Raw genomic sequence first — 15,850 nt, forward strand, 5'->3', positions numbered from 1 at the left:
GAATGAAATTTACAAATGAATAGTCATTCAGTCGCTTTTTTTGTTATACTAATTGTTAATAGTAGAAAGAAAATTCATAGGGTTTGGAAAGGAGAGTCATTCGTGGAGGTCTTTCACTGGATTCATGTAATCGCTTTCTTGTTAGTGACAGCGTATGCCGTATTTTTATTCGCAAAATTAGTAACAACGCGAATCGGTTTTATTAAGCTTGGGCAAGAAGCAAAGTTTATTCTTACGTCAAAAGAAAGACGCGATGCAGTACTTACGAATGTTTTTGGGCAAAAGAAATTACTGAAAGATAAGAAGAGTGGTATCATTCATGTAATTTTCTTTTACGGATTTCTAATTGTTCAATTTAGTGCAATTGATGTCATTTGGAAAGGGTTAAATCCGGGAAGTCATCTGCCGTTAGGTCCGCTTTACCCGTGGTTTACACTTTCGCAAGAACTCGTTGTAGTCATGATTTTATTCGGGGTTGTTTGGGCGTTTTACCGTCGTTATATTGAGAAGATTGTGAGATTGAAGCGCAATTGGAAAGCAGGCCTTGTACTCATCTTCTTGTCAGGCGTTATGGTCTTTAAGCTGATGACTAAAGGATGGATCAAATTGTACAAGGGTACGCAAGCTGGTCTGTATTTGAACCTGCATCCTCCGCTATTGCTCAAGGGATGGCATTTGTAGGTCCAGATGTCGCAACTGCACTGTTCTACGTATTCTGGTGGTTGCACTTACTCTTCTTACTTTCGTTCTTAGTGTACGTTCCACAATCGAAGCATGCTCACTTGATTGCAGGACCTGCAAATGTATGGCTTGGACCAACGAAGCCTACAGGTAAGCTCGAGTCGATCGATTTTGAAGACGAAAGCAAAGAAGTATTCGGTAAAGGAAAGATTGAAGATTTCGATCAAAAGCAACTTCTTGATTTATACGCCTGTGTAGAGTGCGGTCGTTGTACGAATATGTGTCCGGCAACAGGAAGCGGGAAGATGCTTTCACCAATGGACCTTTTATTAAAGATGCGCGATCACCTTACAGAAAAAGGTGCAGCTGTTACTTCACAAAGCCCTTGGCTACCGGCTTATGCATTTAGCGGTGCAACTGCCAACCAACTTGCAGCTAAAGGTAGTGAGGAAGCTGCAGCGAGTTATGATGTGAACTTGATCGGTGACGTCATTACAGAAGAAGAGCTTTGGGCTTGTACGACGTGCCGTAATTGTGAGGATCAATGTCCAGTTATGAACGAACACGTTGACAAAATCATCGACATGCGTCGTTACCTCGTTTTAACTGAAGGGAAAATGAACCCAGATGCTCAACGTGCGATGACGAATATTGAGCGTCAAGGTAACCCGTGGGGCATTAACCGGAAAGAGCGCGAAAACTGGCGTGATAGTCGTGAAGATATCGATGCACCGACAGTGAAAGAAATGAAGAAGCGCGATGAAGAGTTCGAATACTTGTTCTTTGTCGGAAGTATGGGTTCATACGATAAGAGAAGTCAGAAGATCGCTGCATCGTTTGCGAAGTTAATGAATGAAGCCGACGTGAAGTTCGCAATTTTAGGGAACAAGGAAAAGAACTCTGGAGATACACCACGTCGGATCGGGAATGAATTTTTATTCCAAGAGCTTGCAACAGCGAATATCGCTGAGTTCCAAAAGAATGACGTGAAGAAAATCGTCACGATTGACCCGCATGCTTATAATATTTTCAAAAACGAGTATGGGGAATTCGGGCTTGAAGATGTCGAAGTGTATCATCACACAGAGTTACTCATGGACTTAGTGAAAGATGGAAGACTTAAGCCAAGTCATGAATTAAATGAAACGATTACGTACCATGACTCCTGCTATTTAGGACGTTATAACGGAGTTTATGATCCACCACGCGAAATTCTACGTGCGATTCCAGGACTTAAAGTTGTGGAAATGGATCGCAACCGTGAAGACGGTATGTGTTGTGGAGCCGGTGGCGGTATGATGTGGATGGAAGAAGAAGCTGGGCAACGAGTAAACGTCTCACGTACGGAGCAAGCACTTGCTGTGGATCCGACGATGATTGGTAGTGCTTGTCCGTATTGCTTAACGATGCTAAGTGACGGTACGAAAGACAAAGAAGTCGAAGAATCCGTTGAAACATTAGATATCGTAGAAATTCTAGAACGTTCAGTTATTGGCGTGAAACAAAACGAAACTGTATCTGCATAACTTGTTCATCCCGAACGGCTTTGGCTGTTCGGGAATCCTTAGGATAAGAGGGTGAGTAAGTTGAAAAAGTCGTTCATTATGGAAGGTGCAAGAACACCGTTTGGCCGTATGGGCGGAGCGTTGCATACGGTGAGTGCAATGGAACTTGGCGGCAGTGCGATGGCAGAAGCATTGCGTCGAAGTGAGCTTCGACCAGATGAAGTTGACGAAGTGATTGTCGGCCATGTATTACAAGGCGGACAAGGTCAACTCACGTCAAGGCAAGCAGCTAGAGCGGCTCACATTCCGTGGGAAGTGAAAACAGAGACGATTAACAAAGTATGTGCCTCTGGCATGAGAAGCATTACACTTGCTGACCAGATTATTCGTAGCGGTGATGGCTCTAAAATTGTGGCGGCTGGAATGGAATCGATGAGTCAAGCACCTCATTTTACAAAGAGTGTACGTTTTGGCCAGAAGATGGGCGACATATCGCTCATTGATAGTATGGTTCATGATGGACTCACGTGTTCTTTTGAAAGCGTTCACATGGGTGTATATGGAAACGAAAGTGCTACGAAATTTGGAATTGGTAGAGAAGAACAAGATCGATTTGCGTATGGATCTCACAAGCGTGCGAAGAACGCGCAAGAAGCGGGCAAGTTTGCGGAGGAAATTGTAGAGATCACTGTGAAATCAAGACGTGGCGATGTTGTTGTGAAAGAAGATGAAGCTATTCGTCATGACATTCAGCTTAAAGCATTAGAGAAGCTTTCTCCTGTCTTTGGAAAAGACGGAACGATTACAGCAGGCAATGCTCCTGGTGTTAATGATGGAGCGAGTGCTGTTGTGGTAATGGATGAGGCGTCCGTTAAAGCAAGTGGGAAGAAGCCTTTAGCTGAGATTATTGGACATACAGCGATTGCAATTGAAACAGAACGTTTCCCAGAAACCCCAGGGTTAATCATTGAGAAGTTATGCGAGAAAACCGGCATCAACGTAGAGCAAGTTGATTTGTTTGAATTAAATGAAGCCTTTTCGATGGTCGCTCTTGTTGGTAAGCAACTTGGTGAAATTCCAGAAGATAAACTCAATGTAAACGGTGGGGCGGTTGCGCTTGGTCATCCAATTGGAGCGAGTGGGAATCGAATCGTATTAACCCTAGCTTATGAACTGCGAAGACGTGGTGGTGGCATTGGAATTGCTGCAATTTGTAGTGGAGGCGGTCAAGGTGACGCCATCATGATCAAAGTTCCATAGTCGTCATACTAACTGGTATAAACGTTACCTTTGTTTGGAGCGAGAATGAGCGATCGCTCAGAATTTTACGTATAAGGAGTGGCGCCGAGTGGATTTAAGAGTGAAAGAACAAGATGCTTTATTGAAACAAACGATCCAACGATTTGTAGATCAAGAAGTGAGACGAGCGATTCCATCGATGGAAGAGGATCAATTTCCATTTGAATTGATTAAGAAAATGGGATCGCTCGGGTTAATGGGGATCCCTGTACCAGAGAAGCATGGTGGCGCTGGTATGGGAATGACCTCCTATATAACGGCTATTCACGAAATCTCTAAAGCGTCGCCATCACTCGGTGTCATTCTTTCTGTACACACGTCAGTCGGCACACTGCCGATCGTTAAATTTGGAACGGATGATCAAAAGGAGCGGTACGTTTCTGATCTTGCTCAAGGAAACAAAATTGGTGCATTTGCGTTAACCGAAGAAAGTTCAGGTTCTGACGCAGGTGCATTAAAAATGAAAGCCGTTCGTGATGGTGACGATTACGTGCTAACGGGCTCGAAAATGTTCATTACGAATGCAGGAGCGGCTGAGGTATATGTTGTGTTTGCGTCAACTGCACCAGATCGAGGGAGTAGAGGCGTTACAGCATTTATCGTAGACGGTAATACACCAGGGCTCACTGTCGGAAAAAAAAGAAGAGAAAATGGGAATGCACGGTACGAACACGAGCGAACTAATCTTTGACAGTGTTCGGGTCTCAAAAGAAAACCGTCTAGGTGATGAAAACAAAGGATTGAATATTGCTTTAGCGAACTTAAATGCAGGTCGAATTGGGATTGCCGCACAGGCACTTGGGATCGCAGAAGGTGCGTTACAATTAGCGATTGAATATACGAAAGGTCGAGAGCAATTTCAAAAGCCAATCCATCATTTTCAAGGGGTGTCGTTTAAATTAGCAGAACTGGCAGCGCAAGTAGAAGCGGCGAGGTGCCTCGTCTATCATGCGGCGAATCGATATGAGAGTGGGATTGATTGTAAGAAGGAAGTTTCGATTGCTAAACTGCTTGCATCCAAAGCTGCAGTAACGGTATCCACCGAAGCGCTACAACTGTTTGGGGGATATGGCAATATGAAAGAGTATGGCATTGAACGGTATTTCCGAGATGCAAAAGTTACTGAGATTTATGAAGGAACGAGCGAAATTCAACGTATGGTTATTGCAAAACAATTGCTCAACTAGAGGGGGAATCAACAATGAATTTTCAACTAACAGAAGAACAACAAATGATTCAAAAAAACCGTCCGTGACTTTGCGAAACAAGTCGTAGCACCAACGGCTGCTGAACGAGATCATGAAGAGCGTTTTGATCGGGAGATTTTTGAAAAGATGGCTGAACTCGGTCTGACGGGGCTTCCGTGGTCAGAAAAGTATGGTGGTGCGGATAGTGGTTATGTAAGTTATGTTCTTGCGATTGAAGAACTTTCTAGAGTGTGTGCAAGTACTGGCGTTACACTTTCGGCACATTTATCACTGGCTAGTTGGCCGATTCATCATTTTGGTAATGAAGAACAAAAGCAAAAATACTTAAAGCCACTCGCAGAAGGGAAATATTTAGGCGCATTTGCACTAACTGAAGCTGGAGCAGGTTCAGACGTTGCGTCAATGAAAACGACTGCTAAAGAAGATGGCGATGATTACATCTTAAATGGATCAAAGATTTTTATTACGAATGGCGGAGAAGCGGACGTTTATATTGCATTTGCCAAAACGGAATCCGATGAAAATCACAAAAGCATTAGCGCATTTATCGTAGAAAGTGGATATGAAGGATTTCACGTCGGCAAAAAAGAAGAAAAACTAGGGATCCGTTCTTCGCCAACGACGGAAGTGAGGTTTGAGAATTGTCGAGTTCCTAAGGAAAACCGACTCGGCAATAGTGGGGAAGGGTTTAAAATTGCGATGAAAACACTTGATGGCGGTAGAAATGGTATTGCGGCACAAGCGGTTGGGATTGCACAGGGAGCCCTCGATGCGGCGGTGGATTATGCAAAGGAACGCAAGCAGTTTGGCAAGCCAATTGCCCATCATCAAGGCATCTCTTTTAAGTTAGCGGATATGGCTGCCAAAATCGAAGCAGCGAGGTTATTGACGTATCAAGCGGCATGGTTAGAAGAACATGGTGAGCCTTACGGTCATGCTTCTGCACTATCGAAATTGTATGCAGGTGATGCTGCGATGGATGTGACGACAGAAGCCGTTCAAGTGTTTGGAGGCTATGGTTATACACGAGAATATCCTGTGGAGCGCTACATGCGCGATGCGAAGATTACTCAAATTTACGAAGGTACAAATGAAATCCAAAAAAATTGTGATCAGCAAAGGGTTACTCTCAGGCAAATAAGGAGGAGTGCTGATGGTAAAGCGTTACGTTCCGGCAATGGTCAAAGATGAAATACTCATTAAGAAACGACGAGAGCAAATGGTAAAAGCGGCTGTGAAACTTTTTCAAGAGAAAGGTTTTCATCGTACGACAACGAGGGAAATTGCAAAAGCCGCTGGTTTTAGCATTGGCACGTTATATGAGTACATTGAATCGAAAGAAGATGTCTTGTACCTCGTATGCGACTCAATTCATGACGGTGTAAAAACGCGATTTACTGAAATGCTCGATCGGAACTTACCTGGTCGAAAGCGGATTGAACAGCTCGTGCGTAGTCTCATTCATGTTATGGATGAATTACAAGATGAAGTATTGATTATGTATCAAGAATCAAAGCGTTATCGAAAGAATCATTAACGTATGTTTGAACCGCGACCGTAGTATGACAGAAGGAATCCGATCGGTGCTCATTGAATGTCGTGAACATGGTGAAATTGAGTTATCAGACCTAGAGGCACAATTACTTGCTGAGAACATCATGACCAAAGGTATATGTGGACGTTTCGCCGCTGGGCACTTCGAAAACATTTTACGCTTGAACAGTATACAGACCTTCAAGTAGAAGAGATTATGAGGTCGTTAAAAACGCCGAAATAAGAGTTTATGAAAGAAAGTCAATTTTTATAGCATAAAGGTTGTTTTTATGTTTATAATGGTAGGTATGCACGCCGCTAACGGTATGAGGAAGCGAGCGCTTACGAAAGGGTGTAGGTTGCATTGACCATTAAAGAACTTAGCAATGATGAAATCCTTGAAATGTCTGCCGTAGAGATTAGCTATATGATGTTGAAAGACAAAAACAATCCTGCGGAATTTCATACTTTCTTTAATGATGTTGCAGATTTGAAAAAAATCCCAAAATCTCAACTCGACGATCGCCGTACGAAATTGTTCACCACGTTAAATATCGACGGTCGTTTCGTACACCTCGGCAACAACCACTGGGGTCTAAAAGAATGGTATCCGGTTGATAAATCGATGAAGATTTAAGCAACACATTCCAAGCTCCAGAAGAAGAAGTCGAAGAAGATCGTGAATTCGAAGACATTGAAGATGAGTTAGATGAAATTGCAAACGAAGACGATCACGATGAAGATAGTGATGAAGAGTTTGATGAATATGATGATGACGATGATCAAGAAAGCGATGAGGAAGACGACGAAGATTACGACGAAGAAGATAATAAGTCGTAATAGAGTTTCTTGCTTAACGTCTCTTTAAACTCTTTTAGATTGATGAATTCAATAAGGCGGCCAAAGGGCCGCCTTATTTGTTTAGAAAACGATCGGGTTTGTTTGAGGAGTCGTTACAACACCAGGACCGTTAATCAGGTTGTTGTTAATGACAATTTCAAAAGGAAGTTGAGAACAATGATTGGAATGGTAATAACCACCATCTCGAATCCAATCTCTTTTTGGGTTCCACAAATGATATGGTTGTCTCATCTTTTTCACTCCTTTTTCGTGACGTACCTTTTTACTATATGTCCAAGTTCGATAAAAGCATGTTCTTTTTAACTAGAAGTTGTTAAAAAAAGGCAATTTCATTAACTTATTTCGACTGCTTGACTTTTCTATAAGGCGAAGGTAGAATCAATTTTGGGCTTGTCCAAACTGCGTATAAATTTTCTTTGAATGATAGATATTAATGAGTAACAAGCGAGAAGTGTGCCCCCCAAGTTTTGGCGGAGGTGTCACTTTTTTTTATTGAATGAGGATTTTAAGTATTGATTAGATGAATGATTGGGAAGGGGCTCATTAAATGGCGGTAAAGTATATTTTTGTTACTGGCGGTGTTGTTTCCTCACTAGGAAAAGGGATTACTGCTGCATCGTTAGGACGTTTGTTGAAAAATCGAGGACTGAATGTAACCATTCAAAAATTTGACCCATACATCAACGTGGACCCGGGTACTATGAGCTTATCAGCACGGCGAAGTTTTTGTCACTGATGATGGTGCAGAAACAGACTTGGACCTTGGGCATTATGAACGTTTTATTGACATTAACTTAAATCAGAACAGCAACGTAACGACAGGTAAAGTGTATTCTTCTGTTATTCGTAAAGAGCGTCGCGGTGATTATTTAGGTGGAACGGTTCAAGTAATCCCACACGTTACAAACGAGCTTAAAGACCGTGTGTACCGTGCAGGTAATGAAGCAAACGTTGACGTCGTGATTACTGAAATCGGCGGAACGGTTGGCGATATCGAGAGCCTTCCTTTCTTAGAAGCAATTCGCCAAATCAAAAGTGATGTTGGACGTGAAAACGTCATGTACATTCACTGTACGTTGATTCCGTACCTTTCGGCAGCAGGTGAGATGAAGTCTAAACCGACACAACATAGCGTTAAAGAACTTCGTAGCCTTGGCATTCAGCCGAATGTGATTGTCGTACGTACAGAACAACCGGTTCCAGAAGAAATGAAAGAAAAGATTGCCCTTTTCTGCGACATTAACAAGAACTCAGTCATTGAAGCCCGCAACGCAAACCCACTGTATCAAGTGGCTTTAGACCTTCAAGACCAAAAGCTTGATGATATCGTTTGTAAGCACCTTGAAATTGACTCACCAAAGCCAGAAGCAGATATGAAAGAATGGAAAGAGCTCGTTAACAAAGTGAAGCATCTTTCTAAAAAGACGACCATCGGTCTTGTTGGAAAGTACGTATCGTTACCAGATGCTTATCTTTCAATTGCTGAGTCGTTGAAACATGCCGGTTACGCGTTTGATGCTGACATTGAGATTCGTTGGATCGATTCAGAAGGTGTTACTGCTGAAAATGTAAATGACCAGCTAAAAGACGTAGATGGCGTTCTAGTACCTTACGGCTTCGGACATCGTGGAGTTGAAGGCAAGATTACAGCCATTCGTTATGCTCGTGAGAACAAAGTACCGTTCTTTGGTATTTGTTTAGGGATGCAACTCGCTTCAGTAGAGTTCGCAAGACATGCACTAGGACTCGACGATGCTGCATCGGCAGAGATGAACCCTGAGACGACGAATCCAATTATTGATTTGTTGCCAGAACAAAAAGATGTAGAAGACCTTGGTGGGACGCTACGCCTTGGACTTTACCCTTGTAAGCTTAAAGAAGGCACGATTGCTCGCCGTGCATACGGTGAAGAAGTTGTATATGAGCGTCACCGCCATCGTTATGAGTTTAACAACGCGTATCGTGAAGCGTTTGAAGAAGCTGGTTTCGTATTCTCTGGAACGAGCCCTGACAATCGTCTCGTTGAGATCGTTGAGCTAAGCGACCACCCGTACTTTGTTGCTGCTCAGTTCCATCCGGAATTCGTCTCAAGACCGACACGTCCACAACCGTTGTTTAGAGAATTCATTAAGAGCTCCTTAGGAGAATAATAAAAAGCTGTTGAATTGGATCGCAATTCAACAGCTTTTTTTAATGGATTCGTGGTACACTGAGTCTAAACATTAAGCGAGCAACTCTTGGATTTGAAACATTAATGCCTGGTACGTGTAAACGATTGCGAGTTCTTCTGGGTACCCGCTTCTTGAACCATCAAGGTTCGGAATAAGGCCCCTGGATTCTATCGTAATATGGAACGGAGGTTCCATCCCATTTACATCGTGTAATGACGGTGCAGTAGGTCCAATGAATACAAGTGGCGTTTCACGATTTAATGCTGTTTGAAGTTGTTCAATTTCTTCCGTCGTCTCTTCTCCATCTGTAATGACAATTAATCGATCAACAGAAGTAAGCTGTGATGATTCTTTTTGGAGATTTAACGAAGCAACACGCGTAACTGTATCTTGGTTATGTACGAGCGCTTTAGCAAGTGCATCGTAGCGTGTACCCCCCACTACATAAATCGATCCTTCACCAACGAGCGCTTGGGCGAGTAGTCTTCCACATTCATCGATTTGTTCTTCTTGTTCTTGAATTTTTGTAAACACACGTTGTAGCTGAGTTGTGTACATTTTTAACATTGAACGATCACCTTTCTAGCATATCCTTTCCACAAGTCTAACCGATTATCAATTACCAAAAAGAGGATATTACTTTGAAGTCTAGAAACCATGTCAAAGAGAAGACGCTAAGAGGTGATTGTTAGAAAGATCATTTTTTGTTCAGAGGTGAGCAAGTTGCAAAGAGTATTAATCGTAGACGATGAAGCAGGAATTCGAAAACTAATTGAAGCTGTCCTAATGGAAGAAGGGTATTATGTTCATCTCGCAAGTAACGGCTACCAAGCATTAGAAGCGATGGAGAAGATGACATTTGAGCTCGTGATGTTGGATGTGAAGCTTCCAGGGTTAAGCGGCATCGACGTCCTTAAGAAAATTCGCAAACAGGCTCAGACGTACGTGTGATTATGATGACCGCATATGAAGAGTTGAATTTTGATAAGGAATTACACGAACAAGGCGTAATAGCATCAATTGCTAAACCGTTTGACATTACCGTTATTCGACAATTGGTCGAAAAGGCAATGCTTACATAAGATATCGAAATGAAATTGGAATATGATATAATAGCGGAGAATCATTTACAGTCACTAAGGAGGAACCATTCTTATGCCATTAGTTTCCATGACAGAGATGCTGAAAACGGCTAAAGAAAACCAATATGCCGTTGGCCAATACAACTTAAACAACATGGAGTTACACAAGCCATTTTACAAGCAGCCGAGGAGGAAAAGTCTCCTCTTATTTGCGGTGTTTCAGAAGGTGCCGCGAAATATATGGGAGGGTTTGAAGCCGTTGTTAATATGGTGAAATCCTACATGACAGCGTACAACGTAACCGTCCCTGTAGCGATTCACTTGGATCATGGATCAAGCTTTGAGACGTGTGCACAAGCAATCAAAGCAGGTTTTACATCCGTAATGATTGACGGTTCTCACTACCCATTAGAAGAGAACATTGCCCTAACGAAGAAAGTCGTTGAAATGGCACATGCAGTCGGAGTTTCTGTTGAAGCGGAACTTGGACGCATTGGTGGTCAAGAAGACGATATCGTCGTTGATGAAGCAGAAGCGAATTATGCGATTCCAGAAGAGTGCGAGCGCCTTGTTAAAGAAACAGGTGTTGATTGCTTTGCTCCTGCACTCGGATCGGTTCATGGTCCTTATAAAGGCGAACCAAATCTTGGATTTAAGCAAATGGAAGAGATCAACAAGCTTGTTGGTTTAACACCACTCGTGCTTCACGGAGGGACAGGTCTTCCAGTTGACGATGTAAAGCGTGCAATTGAGTACGGTCACGCCAAAGTTAACGTAAACACAGAAAGCCAAATTGCTGCAACGAACGCCGTTAAAGAAGTGTTCGAGAACAGCCCGAACCAATACGACCCAAGAAAATACATGGGACCTGCACGAGATGCAATTAAAGAAACTGTTAAAGGCAAAATGCGCGACTTTGGATCAGCAGGAAAAGCAAACTAAAGGTTAGGTGTGAGAGCATGAAATTTTTCATTGATACAGCAAACCTAGAAGACATTAAAAAAAGCCCACGATCTTGGCATCCTAGATGGGGTAACGACAAACCCAAGTCTTGTAGCCAAAGAGGGCATTGACTTTAAAGAACGTCTTAAAGAAATTACGTCCCTTGTAAGCGGATCTGTCAGTGCAGAAGTGATCGCACTTGAAGCAGATGCAATGATTGAAGAAGGGAAAGAATTAGCTGCTGTAGCACCGAATGTTACGGTGAAAGTCCCGATGACAGTCGAAGGACTTAAAGCAGTTAAAGTGTTTAAAGAACTCGGCATTGAGACGAACGTAACGCTGATCTTCTCAAGTGTGCAAGCACTTTTAGCAGCACGTGCTGGGGCGACATACGTATCGCCGTTTTTAGGCCGTGTTGATGATATTGGTGGCAATGGTTTAGACCTTGTTGAAGAGATTGCCGATATCTTTGCGACACACGACATTGATACACAAATCATTGCAGCATCTGTACGTCATCCTGTTCACGTAACAGAGTCAGCTAAACGCGGTGCAGACATTGCAACGATCCCGTATAAAGTTATTGAGCAACTTGCAGCACATCCGTTGACAGACCAAGGCATTGAGAAGTTTTTAGCAGACTGGGAAAAAGTAACAAACCAAAAAGGATAATGTCTACCTTCCTCTCTTTTTGACAATTCTAGTTAGAAAGAGGGGAAGGTTACGTTCATAGACAGTTGCTTAAAAATTAAGATTTAAACCGAAGGATGAGGAAGTGACGCAGCACATGGATAAGTTAATGGTTGAGGGTGGGCATCCACTACACGGAGAAGTTCAAATCGGTGGAGCGAAGAACAGTGCGGTCGCATTAATCCCGGCTGCGCTTTTAGCGGACTCACCAGTGACGATTGACAATTTGCCGAATATTTCAGATGTGGAAGTGTTAGCTGAACTCGTTGAGCATATTGGTGGTCGTGTGAACCACAATGGTGATGCAATGACGATTGATCCAAGACAAGTGATGCCAATGCCACTTCCGAACGGGCGAGTCAAACAGATGCGCGCATCGTACTATATGATGGGGGCAATGCTCGGACGCTTTAAAAAAGCTTCGATTGGTCTTCCTGGAGGCTGTAACTTAGGTCCACGACCGATTGATCAACATATTAAGGGATTTGAAGCACTTGGTGCTGTCGTAACAAACGAACAAGGATCGATTTACTTACGAGCAAATGAGCTAGTCGGTGCGAAGATTTATCTTGACGTCGTAAGCGTCGGTGCAACGATTAACATTATGCTTGCAGCTGTGAAAGCAAAAGGGAAGACGATCATTGAAAATGCCGCGAAAGAACCTGAAATCATCGATGTAGCGACACTTCTATCGAGCATGGGTGCCGATATTAAAGGTGCAGGTACTGATGTAATCCGTATTGAAGGTAAGGAGAAGCTTAAAGGTTGTGCACATAGCATTATCCCAGACCGGATTGAAGCGGGGACGTATATTATTGCTGCAGCTTGTATGGGTTCAGATGTAGCTGTTCAAAACGTAATTCCTGATCATTTAGAATCATTAATCGCTAAGCTCGATGAAATGGGTGTTGATGTTGATAGTGATGACGATGCCGTTTATGTAAAAGGAAGTAACAATCGTTTGAAGGGTGTCGACATTAAAACACTCGTACATCCAGGTTTTCCGACAGATTTGCAACAACCGGTTACCTCATTGTTAGCAAAGGCTCAGGGGACGAGTATTATTACAGACACCATCTACAATGCGCGTTTTAAACATATTGATGAGTTACGCCGAATGGGTGCAGACATTAAAGTCGAAGGCCGTTCAGCAATGGTTAACGGTGGGAAGCGCCTCGAAGGTGCGCGTGTGAAAGCGAGTGACCTTAGAGCAGGAGCTGCTCTAGTTATTGCTGGTCTTATGGCGGATGGTGTTACGGAAATTACAGGCGTTCATCATATCGATCGAGGTTATGAATCTCTTGAAGAGAAATTAAAAGGACTCGGTGCAAAGCTTTGGCGGGAGAAGATGACTGAGGAAGAGCAAGAGCAACTAAAAAGTTCATAACAAAGGGGCATGATACAATGGAACGTAGCTTATCCATGGAACTCGTGCGTGTTACTGAAGCAGCAGCGCTTTCTGCAGCACGCTGGATGGGGCGGGGAATGAAAGAAGAAGCAGATGACGCAGCCACAAGCGCCATGCGTGATGTGTTCGATACGATCCCGATGAAAGGGACCGTCGTCATCGGTGAGGGCGAGAAAGACGAAGCGCCAATGCTTTATATCGGGGAGAAGCTCGGAAATGGTTTTGGGCCTCGTGTGGATGTTGCCGTTGATCCTGTTGAAGGTACGAATATTGTAGCTGCTGGTACGTGGAACGCACTTGCAGTTTTGGCAGTTGCCGACGACGGGATGTTGTTGCATGCTCCAGACATGTATATGGAGAAAATTGCTGTAGGCCCTGAGGCCGTTGGAGTCATTAGCCTTGATGCAACAGTGGAAGAGAATTTGAAAGCGGTCGCAAAAGCTAAATCCAAAGATGTTGAGGACCTCGTCGTCAGCATTTTACAACGTGATCGTCATAAGCAGTTAATAGAAGAGGTTCGCCAAGCTGGAGCGAGAATCAAGCTCATTCAAGACGGTGATGTCGCAGCGGCAATCAATACGGCGTTTGATGAAACAGGTATGGATTTATTAATGGGAACAGGGGGAGCTCCTGAAGGAGTAATCTCTGCAGTAGCATTGAAATGTCTCGGGGGAGAATTCCAAGGTCGTCTATTACCAAAAGACGATGCGGAAGAAGCAAGGTGTCATCAAATGGGGATTGAGGACACATCGAAAGTGTTATTTATGGACGACCTCGTCGGTGGAGATGACTGTATTTTTGCAGCGACTGGTGTTACCGATGGAGAATTACTAAAAGGCGTTCATTATAAGAGTACAAAAGCAACCACTCAATCACTTGTTATGAGGGCGAAATCAGGAACCGTACGTTTTATTGATGGTAAGCATAACGTTGCGAAGAAACCCGATTTTTTCATGAAGAACTAATTCGTATTACTAATACTTCGGAATTCGTTGTTCCCAACTCGTCCAAAAGTATGGTACGTTAGGTACAACGAATTCTCGCTTTATCTGTTTTTCCAAACCTCCCATAACATTCGAAGTTTTCCTTCTAATGTCCTGCCTTTCGTAATGATCCCAAGACAACTAACAATGAATTCAATTGAAATGATAAGTAACTTAAGAAAGTGGTGAAGACGTTTGAGTTATTCATTAGCTGAACTCGAGCAAAAGACACTTCGAGATTTATATAAGCTCGCAAAAGAGCTGAAGATCTCCTACTACAGTAAATTAACGAAGCAAGAGCTTGTTTTTGCGATATTAAAAGGACAAGCAGAACAAGATGGTCTCATGTTTATGGAAGGTGTTCTAGAGATCATTCAGACAGAAGGGTATGGATTTTTGCGTCCGATCAACTATTTACCGAGCTCAGAAGATATTTACATTTCTGCCTCACAAATTCGTCGTTTTGACTTAAGAAATGGAGATCGTGTCTCAGGCAAAGTAAGAAAGCCTAAAGACAATGAGCGCTATCACGGTTTATTGCAAGTGTCGGCTGTAAATGGGGACGAGCCAGACCATGCGAAAGAACGCCCGCATTTCCCAGCATTAACGCCTTTGTTTCCGAATAAGAAAATTCAACTTGAAACAAATCCAGGGCGATTATCTGCACGTATTATCGATATCGTAACGCCAGTTGGCTTTGGACAACGTGGACTCATTGTAGCCCCACCAAAAGCAGGGAAAACGTCTTTACTCAAGCAAGTCGCAAATAGCATCTCTGAAAATCATCCGGATGCAGAGTTAATTGTATTACTGATTGATGAGCGTCCAGAGGAAGTAACGGATATTGAGCGCTCTGTTCAAGGTGAAGTTGTTCACTCGACGTTTGATGAAGTGCCAGAGAACCATATTAAAGTGACTGAGCTCGTTTTAGAGAGAGCGATGCGTCTTGTAGAACAACGTAAAGACGTAATCATCTTAATGGATAGTTTAACTCGTCTTGCGCGAGCCTATAACCTTGTTATTCCTCCTAGTGGTCGTACGTTGTCTGGGGGTATTGACCCTGCAGCATTCCACCGCCCGAAACGTTTCTTCGGAGCTGCGCGTAACATTGAAGAAGGTGGAAGTATGACAATTTTAGCAACGGCTCTCGTGGATACAGGTTCACGTATGGACGATGTGATTTACGAGGAATTTAAAGGCACAGGGAACATGGAGCTACATCTTGACCGTAAGCTTGCTGAACGACGCATCTTCCCATCCATTGATATTCGCCGCTCATCGACTCGTAAAGAAGAATTGCTCGTACCAAAAGGCCACTTAGAAAGCCTTTGGGCGATGCGTAAGACGATGAGTGATTCCCCAGAGTTTGTGGATCATTTCATCCGCAGAATTAAGGATACGAAGACGAATGAAGAGTTTTTCGAACGTATGGAACAAGACAAGGCAAGACAACGTACAAAAACAAAGTCCGGCGTTTAATGCCAATT

At 43.2% G+C, this 15,850-nt stretch carries 8 protein-coding genes and 7 pseudogenes; 13 read left to right on the plus strand and 2 right to left on the minus strand.

Going from position 1 to position 15,850, the window contains the following annotated elements:
• The first annotated feature begins 102 nt into the window (after positions 1-102).
• The 6 genes and pseudogenes from JCM19055_RS00595 to rpoE all read left to right on the plus strand — a co-directional run bounded on the left by JCM19055_RS00595 (position 103) and on the right by rpoE (position 6,863).
• Positions 103-2,207: pseudogene (locus tag JCM19055_RS00595) on the plus strand ((Fe-S)-binding protein).
• A gap of 60 nt (positions 2,208-2,267) precedes the next feature.
• A complete protein-coding gene (locus JCM19055_RS00600) occupies positions 2,268-3,446 on the plus strand; it encodes an acetyl-CoA C-acetyltransferase (RefSeq protein ID WP_042358111.1) in 1,179 nt (392 codons plus the stop codon).
• An 88-nt stretch (positions 3,447-3,534) separates the two neighbouring features.
• A pseudogene (locus JCM19055_RS00605) lies at positions 3,535-4,672 on the plus strand (acyl-CoA dehydrogenase family protein).
• 14 nt (positions 4,673-4,686) lie between these two features.
• A pseudogene (locus JCM19055_RS00610) lies at positions 4,687-5,884 on the plus strand (acyl-CoA dehydrogenase).
• Positions 5,847-6,470 (plus strand): annotated as a pseudogene (locus tag JCM19055_RS26875) (TetR/AcrR family transcriptional regulator). The pseudogenes JCM19055_RS00610 and JCM19055_RS26875 overlap by 38 nt, the downstream one beginning before the upstream one ends.
• Before the next feature lie 120 nt (positions 6,471-6,590).
• Complete coding sequence (gene rpoE, locus JCM19055_RS00620; RefSeq protein ID WP_042358112.1) at positions 6,591-6,863, plus strand: DNA-directed RNA polymerase subunit delta; 273 nt, start codon at positions 6,591-6,593, stop codon at positions 6,861-6,863.
• 284 nt (positions 6,864-7,147) lie between these two features.
• Here rpoE and JCM19055_RS26880 read toward each other — a convergent pair whose 3' ends face one another.
• Positions 7,148-7,318, minus strand: coding sequence for a hypothetical protein (locus tag JCM19055_RS26880; protein WP_193745026.1), 171 nt, complete (start codon positions 7,316-7,318; stop codon positions 7,148-7,150).
• A gap of 316 nt (positions 7,319-7,634) precedes the next feature.
• On the opposite strand from JCM19055_RS26880, the pseudogene JCM19055_RS00625 reads away from it, so the two are divergent.
• Positions 7,635-9,237: pseudogene (locus JCM19055_RS00625) on the plus strand (CTP synthase).
• A 72-nt stretch (positions 9,238-9,309) separates the two neighbouring features.
• Here the strand turns inward: JCM19055_RS00625 and JCM19055_RS00630 are convergent.
• Complete coding sequence (locus JCM19055_RS00630; protein ID WP_042358113.1) at positions 9,310-9,825, minus strand: DUF2529 family protein; 516 nt, start codon at positions 9,823-9,825, stop codon at positions 9,310-9,312.
• A 156-nt stretch (positions 9,826-9,981) separates the two neighbouring features.
• Between JCM19055_RS00630 and JCM19055_RS27880 the strand changes: the two genes are divergently transcribed.
• The 6 genes and pseudogenes from JCM19055_RS27880 (at position 9,982) to rho (ending at position 15,842) form a co-directional block, all read left to right on the plus strand.
• Positions 9,982-10,209 carry a response regulator gene (locus JCM19055_RS27880; RefSeq protein WP_052365731.1) on the plus strand — a complete coding sequence of 76 codons (228 nt, stop codon included), beginning with the start codon at positions 9,982-9,984 and terminating at the stop codon, positions 10,207-10,209.
• Positions 10,210-10,413: 204 nt separating this feature from the next.
• Positions 10,414-11,282: pseudogene (fba, locus tag JCM19055_RS00640) on the plus strand (class II fructose-1,6-bisphosphate aldolase).
• 17 nt (positions 11,283-11,299) lie between these two features.
• Positions 11,300-11,954 (plus strand): annotated as a pseudogene (gene fsa / locus JCM19055_RS00645) (fructose-6-phosphate aldolase).
• 115 nt (positions 11,955-12,069) lie between these two features.
• Positions 12,070-13,359, plus strand: coding sequence for a UDP-N-acetylglucosamine 1-carboxyvinyltransferase (locus JCM19055_RS00650; RefSeq protein ID WP_042358114.1), 1,290 nt, complete (start codon positions 12,070-12,072; stop codon positions 13,357-13,359).
• A 17-nt stretch (positions 13,360-13,376) separates the two neighbouring features.
• Entirely contained in the window at positions 13,377-14,345 is a 969-nt protein-coding gene (gene glpX / locus JCM19055_RS00655; RefSeq protein ID WP_042358115.1) for a class II fructose-bisphosphatase, read from the plus strand.
• A 213-nt stretch (positions 14,346-14,558) separates the two neighbouring features.
• Positions 14,559-15,842 (plus strand): transcription termination factor Rho, encoded by a 1,284-nt coding sequence (gene rho, locus JCM19055_RS00660; RefSeq protein WP_042358116.1) that lies wholly within the window; start codon positions 14,559-14,561, stop codon positions 15,840-15,842.
• The last annotated feature ends 8 nt before the right edge of the window (positions 15,843-15,850 follow it).

This window comes from Geomicrobium sp. JCM 19055 (assembly GCF_000698185.1).
In the GTDB taxonomy this organism is placed as follows: domain Bacteria; phylum Bacillota; class Bacilli; order Bacillales; family Marinococcaceae; genus Geomicrobium_A; species Geomicrobium_A sediminis.

Excerpts from the sequence above, each read along its gene's own strand:
- JCM19055_RS00630 (WP_042358113.1), bottom strand. The coding sequence starts at position 9,825 with ATGTTAAAAATGTACACAACTCAGCTACAACGTGTGTTTACAAAAATT.
- glpX (WP_042358115.1), top strand. The coding sequence starts at position 13,377 with ATGGAACGTAGCTTATCCATGGAACTCGTGCGTGTTACTGAAGCAGCA.
- JCM19055_RS26880 (WP_193745026.1), bottom strand. The coding sequence starts at position 7,318 with ATGAGACAACCATATCATTTGTGGAACCCAAAAAGAGATTGGATTCGA.
- JCM19055_RS00650 (WP_042358114.1), top strand. The coding sequence starts at position 12,070 with ATGGATAAGTTAATGGTTGAGGGTGGGCATCCACTACACGGAGAAGTT.